The 24,291-nt window shown below is 62.8% G+C and carries 18 protein-coding genes, 2 tRNA genes and 1 pseudogene; 12 read left to right on the top strand and 9 right to left on the bottom strand.

The window, feature by feature from the left end; translation table 11 throughout:
- Positions 1-244 precede the first annotated feature (244 nt).
- Together PCO31010_RS12350 and pncB are read right to left on the bottom strand one after the other, a co-directional pair.
- A complete protein-coding gene (locus tag PCO31010_RS12350; protein ID WP_150664506.1) occupies positions 245-907 on the bottom strand; it encodes a LutC/YkgG family protein in 663 nt (220 codons plus the stop codon).
- Positions 908-1,076: 169 nt separating this feature from the next.
- The gene (gene pncB, locus PCO31010_RS12355; RefSeq protein WP_150664507.1) at positions 1,077-2,270 is read right to left on the bottom strand and encodes a nicotinate phosphoribosyltransferase; all 1,194 of its coding nucleotides are present in this window, start codon (positions 2,268-2,270) and stop codon (positions 1,077-1,079) included.
- A 342-nt stretch (positions 2,271-2,612) separates the two neighbouring features.
- Between pncB and fdxA the strand changes: the two genes are divergently transcribed.
- From fdxA to PCO31010_RS12370, 3 genes are all read left to right on the top strand, one after another.
- A complete protein-coding gene (fdxA, locus tag PCO31010_RS12360; protein WP_150664508.1) occupies positions 2,613-2,936 on the top strand; it encodes a ferredoxin FdxA in 324 nt (107 codons plus the stop codon).
- Positions 2,937-3,040: 104 nt separating this feature from the next.
- Positions 3,041-3,116: transfer RNA gene (locus PCO31010_RS12365), tRNA-Asn, on the top strand.
- Between the two features lie 86 nt (positions 3,117-3,202).
- A tRNA-Asn gene (locus PCO31010_RS12370) sits at positions 3,203-3,278 on the top strand.
- Between the two features lie 173 nt (positions 3,279-3,451).
- Here the strand turns inward: PCO31010_RS12370 and oxlT are convergent.
- Both oxlT and PCO31010_RS12380 read right to left on the bottom strand, forming a co-directional pair.
- Entirely contained in the window at positions 3,452-4,777 is a 1,326-nt protein-coding gene (gene oxlT, locus PCO31010_RS12375) for an oxalate/formate MFS antiporter (protein ID WP_150664509.1), read from the bottom strand.
- A gap of 1,004 nt (positions 4,778-5,781) precedes the next feature.
- The gene (locus PCO31010_RS12380) at positions 5,782-6,588 is read right to left on the bottom strand and encodes a FadR/GntR family transcriptional regulator (protein WP_174984663.1); all 807 of its coding nucleotides are present in this window, start codon (positions 6,586-6,588) and stop codon (positions 5,782-5,784) included.
- Positions 6,589-6,945: 357 nt separating this feature from the next.
- Here PCO31010_RS12380 and PCO31010_RS12385 point away from each other — a divergent pair, with 357 nt between their 5' ends.
- From PCO31010_RS12385 to PCO31010_RS12420, 8 genes and pseudogenes are all read left to right on the top strand, one after another.
- Positions 6,946-8,460 (top strand): FAD-linked oxidase C-terminal domain-containing protein, encoded by a 1,515-nt coding sequence (locus tag PCO31010_RS12385; RefSeq protein ID WP_150664608.1) that lies wholly within the window; start codon positions 6,946-6,948, stop codon positions 8,458-8,460.
- Positions 8,460-9,623: pseudogene (gene glcE, locus PCO31010_RS12390) on the top strand (glycolate oxidase subunit GlcE); the annotation flags it as partial. The gene PCO31010_RS12385 and the pseudogene glcE, both read left to right, overlap by 1 nt.
- A gap of 286 nt (positions 9,624-9,909) precedes the next feature.
- The gene (glcF, locus tag PCO31010_RS12395; RefSeq protein WP_150664512.1) at positions 9,910-11,160 is read left to right on the top strand and encodes a glycolate oxidase subunit GlcF; all 1,251 of its coding nucleotides are present in this window, start codon (positions 9,910-9,912) and stop codon (positions 11,158-11,160) included.
- 254 nt (positions 11,161-11,414) lie between these two features.
- On the top strand, positions 11,415-11,819 hold the full coding sequence (locus PCO31010_RS12400; RefSeq protein WP_150664513.1) for a DoxX family protein: 405 nt from the start codon (positions 11,415-11,417) through the stop codon (positions 11,817-11,819).
- Between the two features lie 78 nt (positions 11,820-11,897).
- Positions 11,898-12,734, top strand: a complete 837-nt coding sequence (locus PCO31010_RS12405) for a dioxygenase family protein (protein WP_150664514.1) — start codon at positions 11,898-11,900, stop codon at positions 12,732-12,734.
- Positions 12,735-12,759: 25 nt separating this feature from the next.
- Positions 12,760-13,671 carry a LysR family transcriptional regulator gene (locus PCO31010_RS12410; RefSeq protein WP_150664515.1) on the top strand — a complete coding sequence of 304 codons (912 nt, stop codon included), beginning with the start codon at positions 12,760-12,762 and terminating at the stop codon, positions 13,669-13,671.
- A gap of 47 nt (positions 13,672-13,718) precedes the next feature.
- Positions 13,719-15,068, top strand: coding sequence for a hemolysin family protein (locus PCO31010_RS12415; protein ID WP_150664516.1), 1,350 nt, complete (start codon positions 13,719-13,721; stop codon positions 15,066-15,068).
- Between the two features lie 142 nt (positions 15,069-15,210).
- Positions 15,211-16,350, top strand: a complete 1,140-nt coding sequence (locus PCO31010_RS12420) for a helix-turn-helix transcriptional regulator (protein WP_150664517.1) — start codon at positions 15,211-15,213, stop codon at positions 16,348-16,350.
- Between the two features lie 123 nt (positions 16,351-16,473).
- Here the strand turns inward: PCO31010_RS12420 and PCO31010_RS12425 are convergent, their stop codons facing one another.
- The 3 genes from PCO31010_RS12425 to PCO31010_RS12435 form a co-directional block, all read right to left on the bottom strand.
- Entirely contained in the window at positions 16,474-17,241 is a 768-nt protein-coding gene (locus PCO31010_RS12425) for a flagellar brake protein (RefSeq protein WP_150664518.1), read from the bottom strand.
- A 212-nt stretch (positions 17,242-17,453) separates the two neighbouring features.
- On the bottom strand, positions 17,454-18,092 hold the full coding sequence (locus tag PCO31010_RS12430) for a LysE family translocator (protein ID WP_039401294.1): 639 nt from the start codon (positions 18,090-18,092) through the stop codon (positions 17,454-17,456).
- Between the two features lie 230 nt (positions 18,093-18,322).
- On the bottom strand, positions 18,323-18,526 hold the full coding sequence (locus PCO31010_RS12435; RefSeq protein WP_039392958.1) for a cold-shock protein: 204 nt from the start codon (positions 18,524-18,526) through the stop codon (positions 18,323-18,325).
- Between the two features lie 502 nt (positions 18,527-19,028).
- Here PCO31010_RS12435 and PCO31010_RS12440 point away from each other — a divergent pair.
- Positions 19,029-19,793 carry a peptidoglycan DD-metalloendopeptidase family protein gene (locus tag PCO31010_RS12440; protein ID WP_150664519.1) on the top strand — a complete coding sequence of 255 codons (765 nt, stop codon included), beginning with the start codon at positions 19,029-19,031 and terminating at the stop codon, positions 19,791-19,793.
- A gap of 90 nt (positions 19,794-19,883) precedes the next feature.
- On the opposite strand, the gene mdoH is transcribed toward PCO31010_RS12440, so the two are convergent.
- Both mdoH and PCO31010_RS12450 read right to left on the bottom strand, forming a co-directional pair.
- Positions 19,884-22,526 (bottom strand): glucans biosynthesis glucosyltransferase MdoH, encoded by a 2,643-nt coding sequence (gene mdoH / locus PCO31010_RS12445; RefSeq protein ID WP_246184570.1) that lies wholly within the window; start codon positions 22,524-22,526, stop codon positions 19,884-19,886.
- On the bottom strand, positions 22,523-24,076 hold the full coding sequence (locus tag PCO31010_RS12450; RefSeq protein ID WP_246184571.1) for a glucan biosynthesis protein G: 1,554 nt from the start codon (positions 24,074-24,076) through the stop codon (positions 22,523-22,525). The genes mdoH and PCO31010_RS12450 overlap by 4 nt, the downstream gene beginning before the upstream one ends.
- Positions 24,077-24,291: the final 215 nt, after the last annotated feature.

Raw genomic sequence — 24,291 nt, forward strand, 5'->3', positions numbered from 1 at the left:
GGTTCCTAGTGATTGATGGTCGACTGCGTACGAGTCGCCGTCAGCGCCGGAGTGCCCATAACAGCACGACCTTGGGATAAATCCCAAAACGATGATGTGTGTTTCCCGAAAGGACCGATGCCTTCGGCATTCGGTCGCTTTCCGCAGTCTTGCGCCTCGCCGTCGCGCATCTACGCGGGCGAGTGAGAAAGTCGACGTCGATGCGTCGCGCGCCGGATCGACCGTCCGCGCGACGCGGCGCTACTTAAGCGCCGTCGACAATGATGAGATGGACACGGTAGGGCCCATGCGCGCCCAGCACCAGCGTCTGTTCGATATCGGCGGTCCGCGACGGTCCCGCAATGAAATTGGTCGCGCGCGAGAGTTGTCCTCGCTCGCTGCGCATCAGCGCAAAGCCGTCTTCGTGACCGGCGACGACGCGCGATGCAGGCACCACGGCGATGTGGGTCTCGGGCAGGAGCGTGGCCGAAGCAAACGTCTCCGGTCCCGACATCATCATCAGCGCACCGGTCTCGGCAATCGCGCAGAAGCATCCGGTAATGCCGACGAGATCGTCGCCATGCGGTTTGCGGAATTCCACTTCGCAGCCGGCGCTCGCCCAATCGAGCGAGCGCAGCGTCGGCCACGCCACCGCGCGGGTGGTCAGGCCGTTCGCCTGCAAATACGTACTGGCCGCCGCCGGCACGTCGCTCATGGCGGGAACGCGGTTAATCGTCGTCGAAAGCGCTTCGGCCTTGGCGATGAACGTCGCCATGATGTCGCCGGACATCGCCGGACGCGGTCCCTGCGGGTGCCGCGCCAGATAGTCCTCGGCCGCCGCCTGCTCGTTCGCGCGGGCGGCATCGGAACGATGCTGGGCGTTGCGAATGCGGGCGAAGATGCGATTGCGGGCGTCGGAGGTATCCATGGGCTGTCCTGTGAAGCCGACGCGCCGGTCTGCGGCCGGCGTCGTCACTGTGTCGTCTCTCGAAGCCACCGGACCTAAGTCTGGCGGGCGATGCGCAATTATAGCGGCTGGGTCTGCCAGCGCGACGGGCGTTCGCGCACTATCGGAATCGTCTGCACCCGCCTTCGGATCACTTCGCCTTTTCCGGCAACGGTGCGATCTCGAACACCTGACGCAGATACGCCAGATAAGCATCGTCCTCGCACATATTCTTGCCTGGCGAGTCCGACAGCTTGGCCACCGGCTGACCGTTGCAACGCACCATCTTGATGACGATTTGCAGCGGCTGATAACCGAGGTCGTTGGTCAGGTTCGTCCCGACGCCGAAAGCCAGTTTGCAGCGGTCGCGAAAGCGCTCGAAAAGCTGCAACACCTTCGGAATGTCCAGACCGTCCGAGAAGATCATGGTCTTGGTATGCGCATCGACGCGGTTCTGCGCGTAGTGCTCCAGCAGACGCTCGCCCCACGCGAACGGATCGCCCGAGTCGTGGCGTGCGCCGTCGAAAAGCTTGCAGAAGTACATGTCGAAATCGCGCAGGAAGGCCGACATGCCGTAGACATCGGAGAGCGCGATCCCGAGGTCGCCGCGATACTCCTTCGCCCACGTCTCGAAACCGAAAATCTGCGAATCGCGCAGACGCGGACCCAGCGCCTGACACGCCTGAAGATACTCGTGCGCCATCGTGCCCAGCGGGGTGAGCCCAAGCTTCGACGCGTAGTACACATTGCTCGTGCCCGCGAACTGCTCGCCGAGTTCGTCGCGCAACGTGTGAATCACTTCCTCGTGCCACTCTTTCGAGAAACGGCGACGCGTCCCGTAATCGGCGATTTTGCAATCACGGTAATCGGCCGGCTCCGCCAGCATGCAAATCTTGTCCTTGAGACGCTGACGCCCTTCCTCATACGCAGGCGTGCGCTGCGTATTGCGGAAATAGACCTCGTTGACGATGGCGAGCACGGGAATCTCGAAGAGAATCGTGTGAAGCCAGGGCCCGCGAATTTCGATATCGATCTCACCGTTGCCCTTGGGCGACGGCGTGACCGTGATGTACTTCTCGTTCAGATGGAACAGGTCGAGGAAATCGATGAAATCGCTCTTGATGAAGCGCATCGCGCCGAGATAGCGCAGCTCCGACTCTGTGAAGCGAAGCCCGCACAGCAAGCGAATTTCGTCGCGGATTTCATCGACGTAGGGCGTGAGGTCGACGCCTTCGGTACGGCACTTGAAGCGGTATTCGACCTGAGCCGCAGGAAAGTGATGCAGAACGACCTGCATCATCGTGAACTTGTAGAGATCGGTATCGAGCAGCGACGTGATGATCATGACGACAGGCTCCGTGCGGAGCACTCACGAGAAAACATCGAACGCTGCCGAACGTTCGCGCGTACTTTCATACGCGCGCAATACTCGTTGACGGGCAGCGCACAGGAACACCTGGCATCGTACCGCAAAGCGATGTCACGCATCACATCATCCCAAATGCGCTAACGGATCGGAGTGGGGGTGGCAGCTCGTCTTGCGGTGGGGCGGGAGGAGGCTTGCGAGACGCGTCCGACGTCCGACGGCAACGCCCGTTCGGCTCTCGCACCCGCAATGGCGGGCTGCGTTACAATACGCGCTTTAACGGCCGATCGAAGCCGTTTTGCGCCCTACTCTGGAGTTGGCATGACGCACGTTGTCACCGAAAGCTGCATCAAATGTAAATTCACCGACTGTGTGGACGTTTGCCCCGTGGACTGCTTCCGCGAAGGCCCGAACTTCCTGTCCATCGATCCGGACGAGTGCATTGATTGCGCGGTCTGCGTGGCCGAGTGCCCGGTGAATGCCATTTATGCCGAAGAGGACGTGCCGGGCGACCAGCAGGAATTCATCAAGCTCAACGCCGACCTCTCGCCGGGCTGGCCGAGCATCACCAAGACGAAGCCATCGCTCCCCGATGCGGACGACTGGAAGGACGTCAAGGAAAAGCTCCATCTGCTCGAACGCTGAGCCACGAGCGCGACTGGCGGAATTCGCATCCCGGACGCATAAAAAATGCGCCCGGAGTGTTGACAGTGTGTAAAAACCGCCACTATAATCGCTTTCTCTTTTGATCCCCGATAGCTCAGTTGGTAGAGCGCCGGACTGTTAATCCGTAGGTCCCTGGTTCGAGCCCAGGTCGGGGAGCCAAGAATACCGAAGCGATGGCCTCGCTCCCGCGAGGCCTTTGTTTTAGTCGGCACATCGTTACAGCGTTGTGCGACTGCCAAGTTTGATCCTCGATAGCTCAGTTGGTAGAGCGCCGGACTGTTAATCCGTAGGTCCCTGGTTCGAGCCCAGGTCGAGGAGCCAAAACACAAAAAGCCCGTCTTTGACGGGCTTTTTTGTTTTCTGCGTCCCTATCGTTCAACGACAACGTCGACAAGCCGACGACCCTCAAATAAAAAACGGGGCACCGTTTCCGGCACCCCGCTCTCCTGTCTCTTCAATACCGCTGAGACCCGATACAGCAGCCTGCTGTGACCTTACTCGCTGGCAGGCGCACCCATCGCCACCGACGGGCCCGTCGATGCCTTTGCGCTGTTGCTGTTTTCGGATTCGATCCAGCGACGGCGCATCGGGGCGAGTACGAACTTCGCACCCACGGCCGCCACGATACTGATGCTCGCCGCAGCGATGAACACGCGATCCCAGTGACCGCCGACAGCCAGCACCGAAGCCAGCGGCACCAGCAACGCAGCCGTGCCCTTGGCGGTGTACAGCGTGCCTGCGTTCGAGGCGGCGTTCTTGCTGCCGAACGTGTCCGCACACAGCGCCGGGAAGATCGAGAAGATTTCGCCCCAGCACAGGAAGGTCATCGCCGCGAAGAACACGAACATGTACGGGTTCTGACCGAAGTGCATCAGACCGAGCATCGCCACACCTTCCCCGAGGAAGATGATGAACATGGCGTTTTCACGACCGATCTTGTCCGAGACGAAGCCGCACAGCGGACGCGTAAAGCCGTTGCACAGATTGTCGATCGACAGCGTCATCGTCAGCAGCGGCAGCGTTGCACCGAACAGCGTCATCGGCATCGAAGCAATGCCATAGTCCTTCGCGATCGGACCGATCTGCGCCGTGGCCATCAGACCACCGGCAGCCACCGCAACGAAGCAGATGTAGATCACCCAGAACACCGGCGTGCGAATCATCTGGCCCGACGTGTAGTCCTGCTTTGTCGCCAGATTGCGGCGCGACACTACCACGCCCTTCGGTGCACGCGGCTTGACCAGCAACAGTGCGAGGATGAAGATCGCCACGCCTTGCACAATCCCGAAGTTGAAGAACGCTGCCTCATAACCCGACGCCTTGATCATGTTCGCGATCGGAATCACAGTGATGGCAGCGCCCGCACCGAAGCCCGCCGCCGTCAGACCCGCAGCCAGACCGCGCTTGTCCGGGAACCACTTCAGGGCATTACCCACGCAGGTGCCGTACACGCACCCTGCACCGATACCTGCGATGACAGCCGCCGTATAGAGCACGGTCAGCGACTCGGCGTAGGAGTACATGATCCACGACAGCCCGACGCAGACCGCGCCGCCAGCCACCACGGGACGCGGCCCAAAGCGATCCACCAGCCAGCCCTCGATCGGGACCAGCCACGTTTCCACCACGATGAAGATCGAGAACGCCACCTGAATCGCCGCGATGCCCCAGTTGTGCTTCGCTTGCATCGGTTCGACGAACAACGTCCACGAATATTGCAAATTGGCCACAAGGCCCATACAGATGATGCCGATCACCAGTTGTGACCAGCGCCCTCCCAGAAAAGAGGTCTTCTCCTCCGGTTGCGCAGCTGCTTGCATGACTTGCCTCCTGTTCCTGTCAGACGATTGACGACGGCCCGCGTTTTCGTTGTGCGATGCCCGCCGTCATCGCGTGCTGTCACGCGCCCCGAAGGAAATCGGGGATGTCGCGCAGACGGCACGCCTCCTGGCGTTGCGTGCGGCTCATGCTTGGCCGCTTGATCGTGGAGCACTGCCTGGCGGCAGGCTCGCAGGGCTAAAGCCCCGGCTGACTGACTCTCGGAAGTGCCAAAGGACCCTTCCGGTCCCCTCTTCGGTGCGGCGACGCAGACTTTTCAGGGTCTGCGCCGGCAAGTTGCCGGCTACCGAAGGGTGACTGGTGAACAAATTCGAGTGCGGACCGGCCTGCGCTGTCGGCGTGTCGCGATGGACCGCACGGATCGCATCGCAGACCAGGTCCCATCACTCAGGCGGGCGCGCCTCGCGGACGCGTGATCGCCAGATCGCCTGCCCGCAACGGGCGGCAGGGAGATGAGGAACACCCCAGGGCACGAATGTCTTGCGTGACCACTGACGGCGGATACGACAGGGCAGCCGGTGCGGACTCAGCGTCGCACGAAGACTGCCCGAAAGGAAATGCGTACTTACTCACTGATGTCTCCGATGAATCCCGTGCCGCGCCGACGCCCACCCGGAAATTTCACAGGTCCTGCCGGGGCCGGTTCGACACTTTGAATCTGATATACAAGATTCAATATATCGAATTAAGTATTTTTTATGGTTCCAAAATTAGTCGATGGCCGGACCACTGTCAACCCGAAAGCGCCCGCATATCGGTGTCGGGCATGCGAGGGAGGCGGAGAGCAGCGGCGGCAGACGTAAGCGCTCCATAACTCGGAAACTGAGGTAAACCGCGCCATTGCGGGGCATGGCGCGTCCGGACGTCGGCGTAGCCGCCCCCGGGCGACGTGCGTCGCCGCGGGAGAGGGTCAGGGAAAACGATGAGGTTTTAGCGGGTGGGATTTGCCCTCGGGCGAGGGCACCGCCGACGCGATAAATCGGGGTCAGACTGGCTCGACGTCACCCGAATTGTTGCGGATGAAGGTGAGATGTTCGCGCAGCGAACGTTGCGCGCTACCGGCATCGTGTGACGCCACAGCATTGAAAATACGCCGATGCTGATCGATCAGCTCCGCCAGATCGGCGCCGTGACCGACGATGGCCCGGTAATTGTCGACGACAGAGCCACGCAGCAGTTCGAAGATCGCGTGCATCAGATGCACCAGCACGAGGTTATGTGTCGCCTCGGCCAGCGCCAGATGGAAATGCGCATCCAGCTCGGGTACGCGGGTAAGCAGCGACTGACCACGCGCATCGCCGTCCCCGTCCAGACCGTCACGACCGGCCGCATAAGCAGCTTCCAGCGCTTCGAGCGCCTGCGCGAGACGAGCGATGTCTTCCGGCGTCGCGCGCTCGGCCGCCAGTTCCACGGCTTTGGCTTCGAGCACTTCGCGCATTTCCAGCACATCGTCGACGGTCTTGCTGTGACGCGACATCAATTGCGAGAGCGGCTCGGCGAGCAGCGGCTGACTGGCGTTGGCGACGAGATACCCCCCGCCTGCCCGACCGACGATCAGCCCGCGCGATTCCAGCCGCAACAGCGCTTCACGCAACGACGGGCGCGACACGCCCATCTGCTGCGCCAGATCCCGCTCGGACGGCAGCGCCGAACCTGGTGCGAGCCGACCTTCGACGACCATCGTCTCAAGTTGCTCGTAGACCATGTCGGACAGACGCAGACGCGGCGGCGGCGTGACCGGTGCAAAGCTCGCAACAGTGCCCAAGGGCTCGCTGGCGGAAAAAGTAGACATAGGCAGGGACGACTCGTTGGACGACATGTCGGCTTCGGCTCTCGACAGAAGATTCACAGACGCCACGATACAGGATGCGGCTTCGCTCAGGACACACCGGCTGCCCACCGCTCGGCCGCGCTAGAGGATCGACGTTAAACCAAGGGTTAACCCGCTAGTCGGAATCAGATCATTCCCTTTACGATGACGTCATCCGACAACTGGTCGACCAGTCTACCAGTAGACCAAGACCAGTCAATGTCATTACACGTCAACGATCGTCCGAGAGCAAGCCAGATGGCATCGAATGCGTCGCCCCTTCCTTCTCCCGTGTCAGCGCCGCCGGTGCCACCACCGATGTCGGCGAGTGCCACGGCGATGTCCACCGGCTTCGATGCCGCCCGCGCGAACGAGCCCGTCTTCGACTCGCTGAACGACGCCACCCGCTCGGCCCGGCTCGCCGCCTTGCGTGCCGCCGTGCCCGACGCCCAGTGGCTCACCGACCGCGAACAGATCACGCCGTACGAATGCGACGGTCTGGCCGCCTACCGCAAGCTGCCGCTGGCCGTGGTGTTGCCTGCCGACGAAGATCAGGTTTGCCGCATTCTGCGGGCGTGTCACGCGAACAACGTTCCCGTCGTGCCCCGCGGCGCGGGCACCGGCCTGTCCGGCGGCGCCATGCCGATCACCGATGGCATCGTGCTTTCGCTGGCGAAGTTCAAACGCATTCTGGAAGTCGACGCCTACGCTCGCACTGCCACCGTGCAACCGGGCGTGCGCAACCTCGCTGTCTCCGAAGCCGCTGCGCCCTACGGTCTTTACTACGCGCCGGATCCGTCCTCGCAAATCGCCTGCACCATCGGCGGCAACGTCTCCGAGAACTCGGGCGGCGTGCACTGCCTGAAGTACGGCCTCACAGTGCACAACGTCCTGCGCGTGCGCGCGGTGACGATGGATGGCGAGATCGTCGAATTCGGCTCCCACGCACTGGATTCCCCCGGCCTCGACCTGCTGTCCGTTTTCATCGGCAGTGAGGGGATGTTCTGCGTCGTGACGGAAATCACGGTCAAGCTCGTGCCAAAGCCGCAGGTCCAGCAAGTCATCATGGCGAGTTTCGACGACGTCGAAGCGGGCGGTAACGCGGTCGCCGCGATCATCGCTGCGGGCATCATCCCGGCCGGTCTGGAGATGATGGACAAACCGGCCACGCAGGCCGTCGAAGAGTTCGTGCACGCCGGTTACGATCTGAACGCGGCCGCCATCCTGCTGTGCGAATCCGACGGCACGCCTGAGGAAGTCGCCGAAGAAATCGCGCGCGTTTCGGCCGTGCTGCGCGCCTCGGGCGCGACCCGGATTCAGGTCTCGGCCTCCGAAGCGGAACGTCTGCGTTTCTGGTCCGGACGCAAGAACGCCTTCCCCGCCGCCGGTCGCATCTCGCCCGACTACTACTGCATGGACGGCACCATTCCGCGTCGCACGATCGGTACGCTGCTCAAGCGTATCGAGGCAATGGAGGTCCAATACGGGCTGCGTTGCATCAACGTCTTCCACGCGGGTGACGGCAACATGCACCCGCTGATCCTGTTCAACGGCAACGATCTGGACGAATGGCATCGCGCCGAAGCCTTCGGCAGCGACATTCTCGAAGCATGCGTGGAACTGGGCGGGACGGTAACCGGCGAGCATGGCGTGGGCATCGAGAAGATCAACTCGATGTGTGTGCAGTTTTCCGAAGAAGAGCGCGACACCTTCTTCGCTGTGAAGCGCGCCTTCGATCCCGCCGGTTTGCTCAACGCCGACAAAGGCATCCCCACGCGCGCGCGCTGCGCCGAGTACGGCAAGATGCATGTGCGCGGCGGCCTGCTCCCCCATCCCGATTTGCCGAGGTTCTGATGTCGCAAGCCCTTCAGACAGCGTCGACTGTGTCGCTTACGCCACCGCCTCCATCGTCATCCCCCGACACTGAGGCGAGCCGCGCGGCACAGGCGCTCGCGACGATCCGCGAGCGTGTACTCGCCGCCACCGCCAGCGGCACGCCGCTCGACATTCAGGGCGGCGGCACCAAACGCTGGTATGGCGAGACGCCAGTGGGTGAGCCGCTCGACGTGCGCGCCTATCGCGGCATCGTCTCGTACGACCCGGCCGAACTCGTGATCACCGCGCGCGCGGGCACCCCGCTCGTGGAGATCGAAGCCACGCTCGCCCAGCGAGGCCAGATGCTACCGTTCGAGCCGCCCCACTTCGGCCCCGGTGCGACGCTTGGCGGCTGCATCGCCGCCGGTCTCGCCGGGCCGCGCCGCCCGCACGTCGGTGCGCCGCGCGACTTCGTGCTCGGCGCGGTCGTTATGAACGGACATGGCCAGGTGCTGCATTTCGGCGGGCAGGTCATGAAGAACGTGGCGGGCTACGACGTCTCGCGCGTTCTCGCAGGTTCACTCGGCACGCTGGGCATCCTGCTGGAACTCTCGATCAAGGTACTGCCCTGCCCGGTGGCGGAGGCGACATTGCGCTTCGATCTGACGCAGGCGCAGGCCATCGACCAGCTCAACCGCTGGGGCGGTCAGCCACTGCCCCTCATGGGCTCGGCGTGGCACGACGGCGTGTTGAGCGTGCGCCTCGGCGGTGCTGCCGCCGCCATCGACGCGGCCCGCATCACGATGGGGGGCCGTCATGTCGACGCCATCGAAGCGCATGCCTTCTGGACGTCGCTGCGTGAGCAGACGCACGCGTTCTTCGCCACCACGCCGATACAGGGCGACGGCCAGCCGCTGTGGCGTCTGTCGGTGCCGCCGACCACGCCGCCGCTGACGGGAGGCCACGAACATCTCGTCGAATGGGGCGGTGCGCAGCGGTGGTGGATCACGCCGCGCTCAGCCAGCGAAATTCGCGCAATTGCCGCAGCGGTCGGCGGGCATGCTACGCTGTTTCGCCACGGCAGCAAGTCGGCCGGCGCAGAGCACGTATTTACGCCTCAGAGCGCCGCGCTGCAAGCTATCGGCGAGCGTCTGCAACAAGCATTCGATCCGAGCCGCATCTTCAACCGCCATCGGTTGTACCGGTCAGGGTCTGTTCACCTTAATTCCGGGCTCGTGTTGCCCGGCCAAAGGGGCGAGTGCAAGGAATGAGCCGAAGCGAATATCGGAAATATTCGGGAGGGGAATGACGCCGCAATCGCCCCTTTGGGGGGGCAACCCGAAGGGAGCGCGCCCTACCGGCCGCCTGGCGGCGTTACCGGCGGCTTGCTTGGGATCGCCAAGCGGCGCCGCCGGTGCCTTGCCAGACAGCCGGTAGAACGCGCTCACGAGCCCGGAATTAAGGTGAACAGACCCTGATTAGAAAACGATGCAAACGAACCTCGCAGAATTCCTTCGTCAGACACCGGACGGCGACGAAGCCGAAGCCATTCTCCGCAAATGCGTGCATTGCGGATTTTGTACCGCGACCTGCCCGACCTATCAGTTGCTGGGCGACGAACTCGACGGCCCGCGCGGGCGTATCTACCTGATCAAGCAGATGGTCGAAGGCCAGAGCGTGACGCGCGAAACGCAGCGTCACCTCGATCGTTGCCTGACCTGCCGCAGTTGCGAATCGACCTGCCCGTCGGGCGTGCAATACGGGCGTCTGGCCGACATCGGTCGCCGTCATATCGACGCCAAAGTCGGCCGTCCTGCAGGCGAGCGCGCCGTGCGCTGGACCCTCGCCCACGTGCTGCCCAACCGCACACTGTTCTCGCCCGCCCTGCGCCTCGGCCAGCAGTTCCGCACGCTGCTGCCGCGCTCGCTGCGCGAGAAAGTCCCGCACCGTCAACGCTCCGGCAGTTGGCCGCAAGCGAAGCATGCGCGCCGCATGCTGATGCTCGAAGGCTGCGTGCAACCGGCCATGCTGCCGAACGTCAACAAGGCCACCGCCCGCGTGCTCGACGCCCTCGGCATCGAGATGGTGCGCCCCTCGTCCGCTGGCTGCTGCGGCGCGATCCGTCTGCACCTGAACTATCACGACGACGGTCTCGACGACGCCCGCCGCAACATCGACGCCTGGTGGCCGGAGATCGAAGCCGGTACGGAAGCCATCGTGATCAACGCGTCGGGATGCGGTGCGACGATCAAGGAATACGGCCATCTGCTACGTCACGATCCGAAATACGCGGGCAAGGCGCAGCGCGTCTCCGAACTCGCGCGCGATCTGTCGGAAGTGCTGCTCGACAATCTGGAAGCACTGCAAAAGCGTGTGCCGAACCGTAAGGCTGGCAAGATCGCGTATCACCCGCCCTGCACGCTGCAACACGGCCAGCAACTCAAAGGCGTGGTGGAGAAAGTGCTCGCCGGTGTGGGCGTGAATGTCATGCTGCCGCAGGACAGTCACATCTGCTGCGGCTCGGCCGGGACATATTCCGTCACGCAACCGGACCTGTCGCATCAATTGCGCGACGCCAAGTGGAAGTCGCTCGACGCCCTCGACCCCGAACTGGTCGTGTCGGCCAACGTCGGTTGCATCTGCCATTTGCAAGCAACGGCCAAGGGCGAACACGCCCGCGACCACGCGCCGGTACAACACTGGGTCGAACTGCTCGACCGGATGATCGCAACGGCCTGAACGGGCTGAACAATCCTGCGCAATGCACGCCACCCGGGGCGCCCCGGGTGGCGTGCATCGCTAGCGTCACACATCTATTATCCCTATCAACGGGACAATCAATCCCTTCGCCGCTCGTTTATCTGTACGATCCCGCTCCCTAGAATTGGGGCTAAGTCAGTCGTCGACGCCACGTCATCGTTCAATCGACGTGAATGGCCATCGACGGCCGAACCGTCTTAGCCCGTATTCCGATTCCCTCACCGGAGCTTGTCATGATCGATACCAAAACCGCCCCGTACGCTGCCCTGCTGCTGCGCGTCTCGCTGGGTATCCTGTTCCTTTCGCATCTGTCGCTGAAAGTGTTCGTCTTCACCGTGCCCGGCTTCGTCGGCTTCATGGGCTCCCTTGGCCTGCCGCCCGTCGTCGCCTATGTCACGATGGCACTGGAACTGATCGGTGGCCTCATGCTGATCACCGGCTTCTACGCCCGCTGGGCCGCGCTGCCGCTCGCCGCACTGATGCTCGGCACCATCGTCTCGGTGCACGGCCACAACGGCTGGTTGTTCACCAACAAGGGCGGCGGCTGGGAATTCCCGGCGTTCTGGCTCGTGGGTCTGCTGGCCGTGACGTTGCTGGGCGACGGTGCCTTCGCGATTCGCCGCGCCCGCACCGCGTGATCGCAGCACGCCGCTGAGTTGAACCCTGCCCGATCCTGTCGTGATGTCGTTTAGCGTTGTTTTGCCGGAGTGAATGTCATGTCTGCCCTTCCCACCCTCTTCGTCTCCCACGGCTCGCCGTTGCTTGCGGTCGAACCGGGCCGCACCGGTCCGTTGCTGACGGCGCTGGGGCGTGCGGTGCCGCGTCCCAAGGAGATCCTCGTGATCTCGCCGCACTGGTCGACGCCGACACCGCGCGTGGGCAACCTCGCGCAGCAACGCACGATCCACGACTTCGGCGGCTTCCCGCGCGAGCTCTATGAACTGAAGTACCCCGCACCGGGCGCACCGGCACTCGCCGAGCGCACCGTGCAGATGTTGAAAGACGTCGGCCTGCCCGCCGTCACCGACGATCAGTGGGGTCTCGATCATGGCGCGTGGGTGCCGCTGAGCTATCTGTATCCCGATGCGGATGTGCCGGTCACGCAGTTGTCGCTACAACGACATATGCGTCCCGAATATCAGTACCAAATCGGGCAGACGCTCGCGCCGCTCGCTCGCGAGGGCGTACTGATCGTGGCGTCGGGCAGCTTCACGCACAATTTGCACGAGGTATTCCGCGCCCCGGGCGGCGCACGCGAAGCGGCCCCCGAAGCGCCGTACGTGGCCGAGTTTTCGACGTGGTTCACCGAGCGTCTGGCGGCGATGGACCTCGACGCCCTGTTCGACTACCGGGCCCGAGCGCCGCACGCCGAGCGCGCACACCCGACGGACGAGCATCTGCTGCCGATCTACGTCGCGCTCGGCGCGGCCGACGATCCCGCCCGTCAGACGCACTTCGACACCGGCTCAACCTACGGCGCGCTGCGCATGGACGCCTTCGCGTTCGGTAGCGCTGCCCCGTCGCTCGCGGAAGTCGGCGCGCTGGCACAATAACGCCATCGATACCCCTGGACCCGGCATGAACAAACTTCGCGAGATCGAATGCTTCATCGCCGTGGTCGAGTCGGGCAGCTTCGTCAAAGCGGCCGACGCGATGGGCATTTCCAAGACGGCGGTCTCGCGATACGTCGCGGACCTCGAAGCGCGTCTGGGCACCCGATTGATCCAGCGCACCACGCGCCGCCTGTCGCTGACCGAACCCGGTCAGCGATACGTCGAGCGCTGTCGTCAGATCCTCGCGGAGCTGGACGAAGCCGACGCGATGGCAGGCGAGCAGGGCGGCGAACCCGCAGGCCCCTTGCGGATCAACGCCCCGCACACGTTCGGCGTGCTGCATCTCGCGCCGCTCTGGCCCGCATTTCTCGCCCAATTCCCGCAAGTCTCGCTGGACATCACGCTGAGCGACCGGCTCGTCGATATCGTGGACGAAGGCTACGATCTGGCGATTCGCATCTCGCGACTGCCCGATTCGTCGCTCGTTCACCGGCGGCTGGCGGGCACGCGTCTGGTGCTGTGTGCGTCGCCCGGCTATCTCGCCCAACATGGCACGCCGAAGCATCCGAGCGAACTGACCCATCACGAGACGGTCGGCTACAGCTATTTCCTGCATCGTCGCGAATGGCATTTCGACGGACCCGACGGCCCCGTCTCAGTGCAGACGCACGCCCGCCTCATCGCCGATAACGGCGACACATGCATGGCGGCGGCCCTGGCCGGGGGCGGCATCATCCTGCAACCGGCCTTTCTCGTGCAAGACGCGCTGCGCGACGGTCGCCTCGTCGAATTCCTCCCCGAGTACACGCAGGGCGAGCGCGGCATTTATGTCGTCTATCCGTCACGCAAATACCTGAGCGCCAAGGTCCGCGCCATGATCGACTTCCTCGTGGAAGCCTTTGCCATGCCGGGTTGGCGCCTGCTAAATCGTCCCTAAGTGTTTGTCACTTATACTGTCGGGCCTGTCGTCCCATTCCCTATATTTTGGAAAACTTCTTACTGATCGTCGCTGCGATCCTGCTGGTGTTTCTCAACGGCTTCTTCGTGGCGGCGGAATTCGGCCTCGTCAAACTGCGCCAGACGCGCGTTCATGTCATTGCCCGCCAGCGAGGTTGGCGCGGACGTATCCTGGCCAAGGTCCACGGCCAGCTCGATACCTACCTTTCTGCGTGTCAGCTCGGTATCACTCTCGCCTCGCTCGGCCTCGGCTGGATCGGCGAACCCGCGTTTGCCCGCATTCTCACACCGCTGTTCGAACTGGTCGGCGTCAGCTCTCCCGAACTGATCCACGCGCTCGCGTTCTTCATCGCGTTCTTCACGATCTCGTATCTGCACATCGTCGTGGGCGAACTCGCGCCGAAGTCGATGGCCCTGCGCATGCCCGAAGCCGTGTCCGTGTGGACGGCCGCGCCGCTGTACGGCTTCTACTGGCTGATGTACCCGGCCATCTGGGTGCTCAACCACAGTGCCAACCGCCTGCTGCGCTGGACCGGCCTCGATCCCTCGCATGGCACCGACGCCCATTACTCGGCCGACGAAATCAAGCTGATCGTGCGCCGGGGTGCATCGAGCGAAAAGCTCTCGCGCGACGACTGGAACGTGGTCGCCTACGCCATCGACTTCAGCGATCTGACGGTGTCCGACCTGATGCGTCCGATGAGCGAAGTTGCGGCCTTCCGTCGTAACGCCACGTTCACGCAGAACATGGACACGGCGTACCGCCATCGCTACAGCCGCTATCCGTTCTTCGACAACGACGGCGAAACCGTCCTCGGCGTGGTCCACCTGAAGGATTTGTTCCTCGCCGAGCATCACGGCCAGTCCATCGAGGATCTGGGCAGCATGGCGCGTCCGGTCGAGCGCGTGAAGCCCGACATGGCTGCACGCGAGCTGTTCAGCCGCTTCCGCCGGGGTGCACCGCACTTTGCCATTGTGGGATGGCCAGACCAGAAGCCCATCGGCTTCCTCACGCTGGACAACCTGCTCTCTGCGCTGGTCGGCAAGATTCGCGATGAATTCCGTCAGACGGAAGACGACTGGACTCGCATGGAAGACGGCACGCTCATCGGGCGCGGCAGCTTACCGATCCTGACACTGGAGCGCGCGCTCGGCCTGGATATTCCAAGCGAGCACGCCGAATCGGTGGGTGGACTCATCATGAACGCGCTGGGATATCTGCCCCGTGAGGGCCAGAAGATCGACTTCGAGGGCTTCTCGGTGGTCGTCAAGAAGATGCAGGGGCCGCGTATCGTGCTCGTACGCATCTACCCGGACGGCGTTCGGGAAGCACGCGGGGAACCCCCTGATGTGGCGGTGCAACAACGCGAGCATTGACCCCGATTGATCCCCGTCAGGTCGCTTGCCAGAATACCCACTATGCGTAACAGGCCCGTCAGAGGCAATCACAAGGGTTACGTAGGTTGGCGCGGGTATGGCAGGACACTAGTTCGTCAAAACAAAGCCAGGGGAGGCGACGATGGACGACACGGGGAAGTTGTCTCTCGACGCGCTGATCGGCACTTGCTACGACGGAGTGCTCGACGAAGCGCGTTGGGATCAGGCATTGCGCGAATTCAACCGGTGGGCCGGTGGCATCGGCTTCCATTCGGTCACGTGGGATCGCGCGCGTCACTGTGCGACGCGCGACTCCAACTCACTTGACGCTTCCCCTGACCTCATCCGCGAGTTCGTCGAGAAACTCGCCCCCACCGATCCGCGCGTGGCACTGATGCTGCAACAGCCGGTCGGTCATGCCATGCGATGTCACCATCACCTGAGCGATCGCTACGTGGCCCGTAGCGAGCTGTTCAACGACTTTCTGATTCCTCACGGCGTGCGTTACACGTACGGCATGCATCTCGACGGGGCCGACGGCACCAGCGAGTTGCTCGCGGTATTCCGTGCCCCCGATCATGTGCCATTCGAAGACGCCGACGACGCCCCCGAGCTGGAAATTCTGACAAAGCACATCGCGCGCGCGGCACGTCTGCGGGCGGGCACCCGTCACTTGCAGGCGCAGGCGGCCATCGGCATGGCGGTGCTCGACCATCTGGACATGGCCATCGTCATTACGGACGAGACGGGGCATGCGCACTATCTGAACGTGGCCGCGCATCAACGTCTTGCCGCTACGCGCAACGTCTGCATTCGCGGTGGGAAGTTCACTGCCGTGCTGCCTAGCGACGAACAGGCCATGCGGCGCCTCATTGCCCATGCGACGGCGCCGATGCCGGTCGCGGGCAGCCATCGTCTGCAAGGCGACAATCAGCAACACTGGGTCGTCACAGTGCTACCGCTGCGCGAGTCGCACGCTTGCGCGGCACCGTGGGAAAAGCCGATGGCGATGCTCACGATCGGGGAACTCGACCGACGCGTCACGCTCGGGCCCTACACGCTCAAGGTGCTGTTCGGGCTGTCTCCGGCGGAAGCACGTCTCGCCCAGGCCCTCGCCGAGGGCCGTGAGCTGACGCAATACGCGCAGGACGCCAACGTCGCCATCAATACGGCGCGTACGCAGTTGCGGCACATCTTCGACAAGACGGGATGCCGTCGGCAAACGGATTTGCTCCGTCTGCTGCACGCCATTCCGGCGCTGCGAATTCATGCGCCGGGGTGATCTCAGGACAATCGGAAACGGGCAATGCGCTGAACGAATCACGAAGATGCAAAAAGGGCGACCGAAAGGCCGCCCATTTTTGTCGAGCAACGTCGGATGACGTCACTGCTTTCGCCGCAGACCTTAGCCCCGAGCGAACGCCTTGCGATTGAGTTCGAGTTGCGTGATCAGCTTTTGCAGACGCGACTCGGCCGTACGCGACAGCGCGATGAAGCGGCAGCCGATGTGATACTCGATGTCCCTAGCGAGCGGCACGGCGCGCACCGCACACACTTCCAGATCGACCTGCACGGTCCCGTAGTCGCGCAGCTCGATCTCGACGTGCATCAGCATCGATCCCTTCGGAATCTCGGCGGCAGCTTCAGCCTTCGTGCGCAGCCCCACGCCCCCCAGCGACAGATCGAACACCGCGAGACGCATCGGCGTGTCGTCCGGGAATTTGACCGTGCACTGATATGGATCGAGGATCGGCGTCTTCACACGGAAATAGTCGCGACGCTGCAAGCGCACGAGGGTTTCCGGATACGACGAATAGAACGCGGGATAGCCTTCGTACTCGCGCTCCTCCACGTCACCGATGGGGAAATGCACCTGAATGCCTTCGGGCACCCCGACGAACAACGCGCGCTTGTTGGCGAGCAGTGCCCGGTTTTCCGTCTCGATGCCGCCCCAGTCGAAATAGAAACCGCGCACCTGCGGTTCGACCTTGAGGAGTCGCGTGACGAGCTGACGCTGGCCGTTCGCGAAGTACACCGTCATGAAATCGCCGCGGGTCGCCAGATGACGCAGCACGCCGCCGATTTCCAGCGGGTTGCTGATGCGATACGAGTCATGCAGTTGAGACTCTTCGTCCGTGGGCGCCGGTGTCACCTGCGGTTCTGTCGTTTCCATACCTGATCTTCTATTTGTCCCCGTGACGGCGCGCGCGCAACCTCGCCCACCGTACGTAATAAAGCCGTCTCATGCATCTGGTCATGAACGTTAACGGTCACTGGCCGGAAATATTGAGTGCTCCGGCGCACGAGCCTACCGCTCCCCGTGCCGTGCGCCACACTCGGGCCATTCCACGCCCTTTCCTTACCTTTCCCGTGCTGCGCCGCCGATCAGCGATGCACCGCAGCCATCAATGCGCCGAAGCCCATGAACACGCCGCCGCTGATGCGGTTGAATGCCTTGAGCACGCGCGCCTCACGCAGATACGGTGCAATGCGCAACCCGCCTGTCGCGTAGACCATGTACCAGCTCATCTCGATGACGGCGAACGTGCCGAGCAGGATCGAGAATTGCGGCAGCTTGGCGGCCGTCGGATCGATGAACTGCGGCAGGAATGCCGCTGCGAAAAGAATGGCTTTGGGGTTGCTGGCTGCGACGAGGAAGCCCGACTTGAACAGTTTGCCGAAGCTCGAATCGGCGACCAGCGCGGGCGTCGCGAGTTTGGCGGCCTCGTCCTGCGCGTTCACCGGCGAGCGCCAACTCTTGTAACCGAGGTAGACGAGATAGGCCGCGCCTACATAGCGCAGCGTGTCGAACAGCATCGGCCAGGCTTTAAGCACAGCCCCCAGACCAGCAGCAGAAATCGACATCATTGCGATCAGCGCCGTCATGCAACCGGCCATCGTGCCGAGCGATGCGCGCAGCCCGTGGCGCGCGCCATGCGTCATGACGAGCAACATGTTCGGGCCCGGCGTGGCGGAGACGAAAAAAACGGTGACTACGTATAGCCACCACGTTTGCAGGCTCATGATTGCCCCGGAAAAATGCTTACGCGAATTCGATCAGGCATTGTAGCGTCGAACCGTGACGGTGACATCGTTCGCGTGCACGTCTCATGCGAATCTGCGGGATCTCGTCAAACCGCACGACGGCGTGCCGAAAAACAAACAGGCCCGATGACTTTCGTCATCGGGCCTGTCGGTCGCGGGATACTGCGCCGCCCGAAGGCTAGCGCGGCATCACGTGAAGCGAATCAGCCTTAAACCGGCTTGATGTTCGCAGCTTGCTTGCCCTTCGGGCCAGTCTTGACCTCGAACGACACTTTTTGGTTCTCTTGCAGCGACTTGAAGCCGTCCACCTTCACTTCGGAGAAGTGAGCGAACAGGTCTTCACCACCGTTGTCCGGGGTAATAAAGCCGAAGCCCTTTGCGTCGTTGAACCACTTAACGGTACCGGTTTCCATGTTTTTTCCTAATAAAACAATAGCCTGAGGTCGGAATTGACCTCGTGAAGCGCTGACAATCAAGGGAAAATGAAGGACTAGAAACCAGCGAGAAGCAGGAAAACTACGTCTGACAACAACTTCGCGGCTTGACAATCTGCAAGCTGTTTTATACGCGGTGGACCGATGCTTGTCAACCGGGAAAATGCCGTAAAAAGAGTAACAATTTCCGCAATTAGCGGGGAATTTGGGCACTGTTTGAATGTCCGACCGACAATCGCAGCCCGTACAATAGGCGTTTTGTCCCGCGCCCGTGCCGTTGTCGCCCGTTTGGCCCATGTTTTGTGCTGTGTGAAACCGTTTTCCGACGTTTTTCCCCTACTGCGCACATTCCAGCGAAAGTTGGCCGGCCATCGCGTTTTGCGACCGTCAGCGGGCCTCCACCCTCAAGTTTTTTTCAACCTGCCCACGGATGGAGCCTATTTACCTCGCGCGATCCCTGCGATCGCAACCTGAAATTCTCATGTCCGGCCAGCCGCGATGGCTTGCCCGCTGCCGTACCCACCTGATCAGTCTGGCCGTTTGCGCCACGCTCGCCGCCTGCGCCGGCACGCCGAACTACGGCCCAGTGCCAGCCGGCAGCTATCGTGTGCAGTCCGGCGACACGCTGTACGGCATCGCCCGCGCCAACAATACCAGCACGGCCAATCTGGTGAGCTGGAACAGTCTGTCCGACGCCGACAAGATCGAAGTCGGTCAGGTGTTGCGCGTCGTGCCACCGCCCGGATCGTCGAGTGCCCCGGCGGCTGTGGCATCCTCAGGCGGCAGCGCGTCGTCGGGTGCGGCACGTCCTCGTCCTCAGGCCAAGCCTGCGCCGAAACCCGCGCCAGCCCCCGCCGCACCGCGTACGGCGACGAACAAGATTCCGATGACGTGGCCCGCGACCGGCAGAATCCTCGCCAACTACAACGGCAGCAGCAATAAAGGCATCGACATCGGCGGCCAGGCAGGCGATCCGATTTACGCCGCTGCGGCGGGCAAGGTCGTGTATGCGGGCAATGGATTGCGCGGCTACGGCAATCTCGTGATGGTTCAGCATGAAAACGGCTACCTCACCGCCTACGCCCACAACCGCGCGCTGCGCGTGAAGGAAGGCGCGTCGGTCAGCAAGGGGCAGCAGATCGCCGAGATGGGCGACACCGACTCGCACGGCGTCGTGAAGCTGCACTTCGAGGTGCGTCAGAAAGGCACGCCGTTCAATCCGAACGACTTTCTGCCGCCGCGCTGATCCGGCCAACGGCATTCGCCGCATCCATGAAAAAACGGCAAGGCGCGATGCCTTGCCGTTTTTTTATCTCGCCGACCTTGCTTGCAACCCTCAGGCGGACGCGAGGAAACCCTGCGACAACCCGTTGGCGCGTGCGTCGCACCACTCGGGATGCGCGCGGGGATCGGTCCACACCAGCAGATGCAGCGCCGCCAATGCGCGCGGATCGTTGAGCAACTCCCACTTCTGCGTGTTCGAGAGTTTGGTCGGGCCGCGCAGCAGCGCCGTCTCGACACGGTCGGCGCGCAAGGCGTCGCGCTTCGCATCGTCCAATGTCGGCTTGACGCTCGACGCCACCAGCGCGTTGGCCATCGGATCGACCACGGCGTCCACGAAGTCGACGTGCTTACCCGCCTCGCTCGTGTACTTCTCCGTCATGCGCAGTTCCTTGGGCGGCCATGACTCCTCCGGAATCAGAAACAGGCGCGCACGCTTGAGTCCGCGCCCCAGCGACACACGGCTGGAGAAGACCGACACCGGAATCGAAATCATCATCGAGCCGACAATCGGCATCAGCCACCAGATGAAGTCCGGGTTGAGCCAGTAGACGACACCGCCCCACGCCATGCCAATCACCGTTTGCAGTCCGTGGCGGCGAATCGCTTCGCCCCAATGCGTCTCGGCATCTTCTCGCGGCGGCGACTTCCATTGGATCGCGATACCGGTGAGCGCCGCCAGCACGAATTGCGTATGGAACAGCATGCGCACCGGTGCGAGCACCGCAGAGAACACCATCTCGATGAACATGCTGACGGTCACCGCGAAGGCACCGCCAAAGCGCTTCGCCCCTTTCACCCAGATCAGCAACACCGCCAGGATCTTGGGCAGGAAGAGCAGCGTCGCCGTCGCGGAGAACAACGCCAGCGCCCGTTCGGGGTGCCATTCCGGCCACACGGGGAACAACTGACGCGGCGCCGTGAAGTACTCCGGCACCACCAGCGTGTGCTGGGCCAACATGCACGTCGAGAGAATCAGGAAGATGAACCACAGCGGCGCGGACACATACGCCATTGCACCGGTGACGAACACCGCGCGGTGCACCGGGTGCATGCCTTCTGCAAGGAACAACCGGAAGTTCATCAGGTTGCCCTGACACCAGCGGCGGTCGCGTTTGAGTTCGTCGAGCAGGTTCGGCGGCATTTCCTCATAGCTGCCCGGCAGATCGTAGGCGATCCACACGCCCCAGCCTGCGCGTCGCATGAGCGCGGCTTCCACGAAGTCGTGCGAGAGAATCGCGCCGGACATCGCGCCCTTGCCCGGTAGCGGCGCAAGCGCGCAATGCTCCATGAACGGCTTGAGGCGGATGATCGCGTTGTGGCCCCAGTAATGCGATTCACCGAGTTGCCAGTAGTGCAGCCCCGCAGTGAACAGCGGGCCGTAGACGCGCCCCGCGAACTGTTGCAATCGCGCGTAGAACGTTTCGCGGCCCGCAGCGAGCGGCGCGGTCTGGATCAGGCCCGCGCTCGGATGCGCCTCCATCATGCGCACGAGCTTCGTCAGGCATTCGCCACTCATCACGCTATCCGCGTCGAGCACGATCATGTAGCGATAATCGCTGCCCCAGCGACGGCAGAAGTCGTCGAGGTTGCCGCTCTTGCGCTTCACGCGGCGCTGACGCCGACGATAGAAGATGCGCCCGAAGCCACCGACTTCCCGGCACAGCGCCTGCCATGCGTCGACTTCGGCGGTGCAGTTATCGGCCTCGTTGGAGTCCGACAGGATGAAGAAGTCGAAGCGTTCGAGCGAGTCGGTCTTGGCGAGCGACTCGTAGGTCGCGCGCAAACCGGCGAACACTCGGCCGACGTCTTCGTTACAGATCGGCATGACGATGGCCGTGCGCGCATCGGGCTCGATGGGCGCGTCACCCGCCGCCATCTTCGAGATCATGTGACGCTCGCCGCCGAACAGCAGGACGAAGAAGCCGAAGATGGCCGTCCAGAAACCGGCCGAGACCCAACCGAAGAGCAGTACGAACAGCACGAGCACCGAGAACTCCAGCGGATCGGCGCCGTGATACGGCAGCACCGAAGCCATGAAGTGCGTGGCGAGCGCCGTCTGCGCGATCATCAGCGCGAGCAGCATCCAGCGACGACGACGTCCTGCCTGCGACCAGCGTCCCTTGGGATCTGGGGCGTCGCGCACGAGCGGATCGGGGTCTTTGCGACCGATGAGCTTGCGCCACAGCCGTGCGAGCGGATTGAGCGACCACGGACGCGGAATGAGCGACGTGCGGCGCACCGGCGGCGAGACGCGCAGCGTCTGCACGCCGCGCACTTCGTTCAGGCCTGCGGCAGCGGCCAGTGAGCCGCCTTCCGTGAGCGAGAGGCGCACGGGTTGCGACGCGAGTACCGCGTCGCTGTCGGACTCGATCTCGGCGAGATCGTGGGCGTGCCACGCCGCCGTCGCCACCGTCGTGGTGGCGCCGTCGGTCTGACCGGCGGTCGCGGTGGCCTCCGTGCCATCGGAAGCTGTCGCGGTCGTATCGATCGTATCGGTCGTATCGATCGTATCGGTTGCCTCGCCTGCGACGTTCGAACCGCGCGCAGCGAGCAAGCGCTGCAAGCGGGTCAGAACGTCGAGCGAATCGCCGCCGTCATGCTTCGCTTGTGCGAGCAGCGCACGACGCTTTTCGGCGGGCAGGGGCAACCGGTCGACGTAAAGTTCGTCGACCGGAATGTCGGAGCGGTCGCTCACTCGGGGGGTAACAGGTAGCTCCACGTTTCGGATAGGGTGTTACTGCCGTTGCGCAGGTAAGCGCGCATTTCGACGGGTTTCTCGGAATCGAGGCGGCGCATGCGAAGCATGACGCGATAGCCTCCCGTGACGTCATTGCGCTGCGTCTGCACTTCGAGGATCTTGCCATTGCCATCGATGGACACATTGCCTTCGACCTTGGCATCTTCCGGTAGCTTCTTGAGCCCCGGGCCTTCGAAGTCGAGCGCGAAGAGCAGACTGTCGTCTGGTTTTCCCCGGTAGCCGTGTCCCCGGCGGCTTTGCGTCACCCACGCCAAAGGCGGGCGCTTATCGTTATCTTTTTGCCACGAGAGCCGGTATTCGAGCGACAACGGCTGCTTGGGCTTGGGCGGTGCATCGGGCACCCAATAGGCGACGATGTTGTCGTTCGTTTCGTCCGGCGTGGGAATCTGGACCAACTCTACGCGGCCTTGTCCCCATTTGCCCTTCGGTTCGACCCAGGCGCTCGGACGTAACTCATAATGGTCTTCAAGGTCCTGATAGTTGGTGAAATCGCGGTCGCGTTGCACCAGCCCGAAACCGCCGGGGTTGGACAGCGAGAACGACGACACCAGCAGCCGCTTGGGATTGACGAGCGGACGCCAGATCCATTCGCCTGTGCCGGACTGGATGGACAGGCCGTCGGAGTCATGCACTTCGGGGCGATAGTCGGGCACGGGGGCCTGCTGGTTTTCGCCGAAGAAGAACATGCTGGTCAGCGGGGCAATGCCCAGCTTGGTGACGTTTTCACGCAGGTACAGTTCGGATTTGACGTCGACGGTCGTGTCGACGCCGGGGCGCAGCGTGAAGCGGTACGCTCCGGTCGCTCGCGGCGAGTCGAGCAACGCGTAGATGGTCAGCTCTTTCGCACCGGGTGCGGGACGCTGAATCCAGAACTCAGTGAAGCGCGGGAACTCTTCGCCGGAATTCAGTGCGGTATCGAGCGCGAGGCCGCGAGCCGACAAGCCATACGTCTGGTTCTTGCCCAGCGCACGGAAGTAACTCGCGCCGAGGAAGACCATGACTTCGTCTTTGTACTTGGGCGTGTTGACCGGGAAGTGAATACGGAAACCCGCGAAGCCGAGGCCGCGCAGTTGTTTCGGGTCGACCTTGAGTGCGCCGAAGTCGAACATGTCGGGGCTGTAGCGCACTTCGCGCACGCTGTTGCCGATCAGTTCGTTGATTTTGACGGGGCGGTCGTAATACGAACCCTCGTGGAAGAACATCAGCTCGAACGGCAGCTTCTGCGCACGCCACAGCGCCTTTTCAGGCTTGAAGCGAATGTTGCGATAGCGGTCGTAGGTCAGATTCTGAAGCTCTTTGGGGAGATTCGGATCCTTGGGCTTATAGCGGTTGTTCGCCAGCGTACGCGCTTGTTTGGCGACGTCGTCGAACGAGAATGCATGCGCCGCGCCCGAGACGAGCGCACAGACGCTAAGTACGCCGGCAATCGCCAGGTGTAGGGCACGGTGGGAAATCTTGCGGGGAACCGCGTTGAGCAGGAATTCCATCGGCAGTGGGGAATGGCATGTAACGCGCGTGCTGGCCACAGCCAGCGTGCGCCGAACGCGCAATTTTACCCGTTCATTCACCGATTGACTAAAGATGCATCGGCAAAACCTTCGAAGCGGGTACTCACATTACCCCAATCGTCTGCTGTGACGGTGCTTCCGGCGCGTCACAAATTTGTGACTTTTTGTGACCATGCCGCGAAATGAAAGGATTT

The sequence above is a fragment of the Pandoraea commovens genome, from assembly GCF_902459615.1.
Lineage (GTDB): Bacteria > Pseudomonadota > Gammaproteobacteria > Burkholderiales > Burkholderiaceae > Pandoraea > Pandoraea commovens.

What these genes read in the sequence shown, in the direction of transcription:
- PCO31010_RS12420 (WP_150664517.1), top strand. Translation starts at nt 15,211, where the DNA reads ATGGACGACACGGGGAAGTTGTCTCTCGACGCGCTGATCGGCACTTGC.
- fdxA (WP_150664508.1), top strand. Translation starts at nt 2,613, where the DNA reads ATGACGCACGTTGTCACCGAAAGCTGCATCAAATGTAAATTCACCGAC.
- PCO31010_RS12430 (WP_039401294.1), bottom strand. Translation starts at nt 18,092, where the DNA reads ATGAGCCTGCAAACGTGGTGGCTATACGTAGTCACCGTTTTTTTCGTC.
- PCO31010_RS12440 (WP_150664519.1), top strand. Translation starts at nt 19,029, where the DNA reads ATGTCCGGCCAGCCGCGATGGCTTGCCCGCTGCCGTACCCACCTGATC.
- PCO31010_RS12385 (WP_150664608.1), top strand. Translation starts at nt 6,946, where the DNA reads ATGTCCACCGGCTTCGATGCCGCCCGCGCGAACGAGCCCGTCTTCGAC.
- PCO31010_RS12350 (WP_150664506.1), bottom strand. Translation starts at nt 907, where the DNA reads ATGGATACCTCCGACGCCCGCAATCGCATCTTCGCCCGCATTCGCAAC.
- PCO31010_RS12450 (WP_246184571.1), bottom strand. Translation starts at nt 24,076, where the DNA reads ATGGAATTCCTGCTCAACGCGGTTCCCCGCAAGATTTCCCACCGTGCC.
- PCO31010_RS12425 (WP_150664518.1), bottom strand. Translation starts at nt 17,241, where the DNA reads ATGGAAACGACAGAACCGCAGGTGACACCGGCGCCCACGGACGAAGAG.
- PCO31010_RS12435 (WP_039392958.1), bottom strand. Translation starts at nt 18,526, where the DNA reads ATGGAAACCGGTACCGTTAAGTGGTTCAACGACGCAAAGGGCTTCGGC.
- PCO31010_RS12405 (WP_150664514.1), top strand. Translation starts at nt 11,898, where the DNA reads ATGTCTGCCCTTCCCACCCTCTTCGTCTCCCACGGCTCGCCGTTGCTT.
- PCO31010_RS12380 (WP_174984663.1), bottom strand. Translation starts at nt 6,588, where the DNA reads ATGTCTACTTTTTCCGCCAGCGAGCCCTTGGGCACTGTTGCGAGCTTT.
- glcF (WP_150664512.1), top strand. Translation starts at nt 9,910, where the DNA reads ATGCAAACGAACCTCGCAGAATTCCTTCGTCAGACACCGGACGGCGAC.
- pncB (WP_150664507.1), bottom strand. Translation starts at nt 2,270, where the DNA reads ATGATCATCACGTCGCTGCTCGATACCGATCTCTACAAGTTCACGATG.
- oxlT (WP_150664509.1), bottom strand. Translation starts at nt 4,777, where the DNA reads ATGCAAGCAGCTGCGCAACCGGAGGAGAAGACCTCTTTTCTGGGAGGG.
- PCO31010_RS12400 (WP_150664513.1), top strand. Translation starts at nt 11,415, where the DNA reads ATGATCGATACCAAAACCGCCCCGTACGCTGCCCTGCTGCTGCGCGTC.
- PCO31010_RS12410 (WP_150664515.1), top strand. Translation starts at nt 12,760, where the DNA reads ATGAACAAACTTCGCGAGATCGAATGCTTCATCGCCGTGGTCGAGTCG.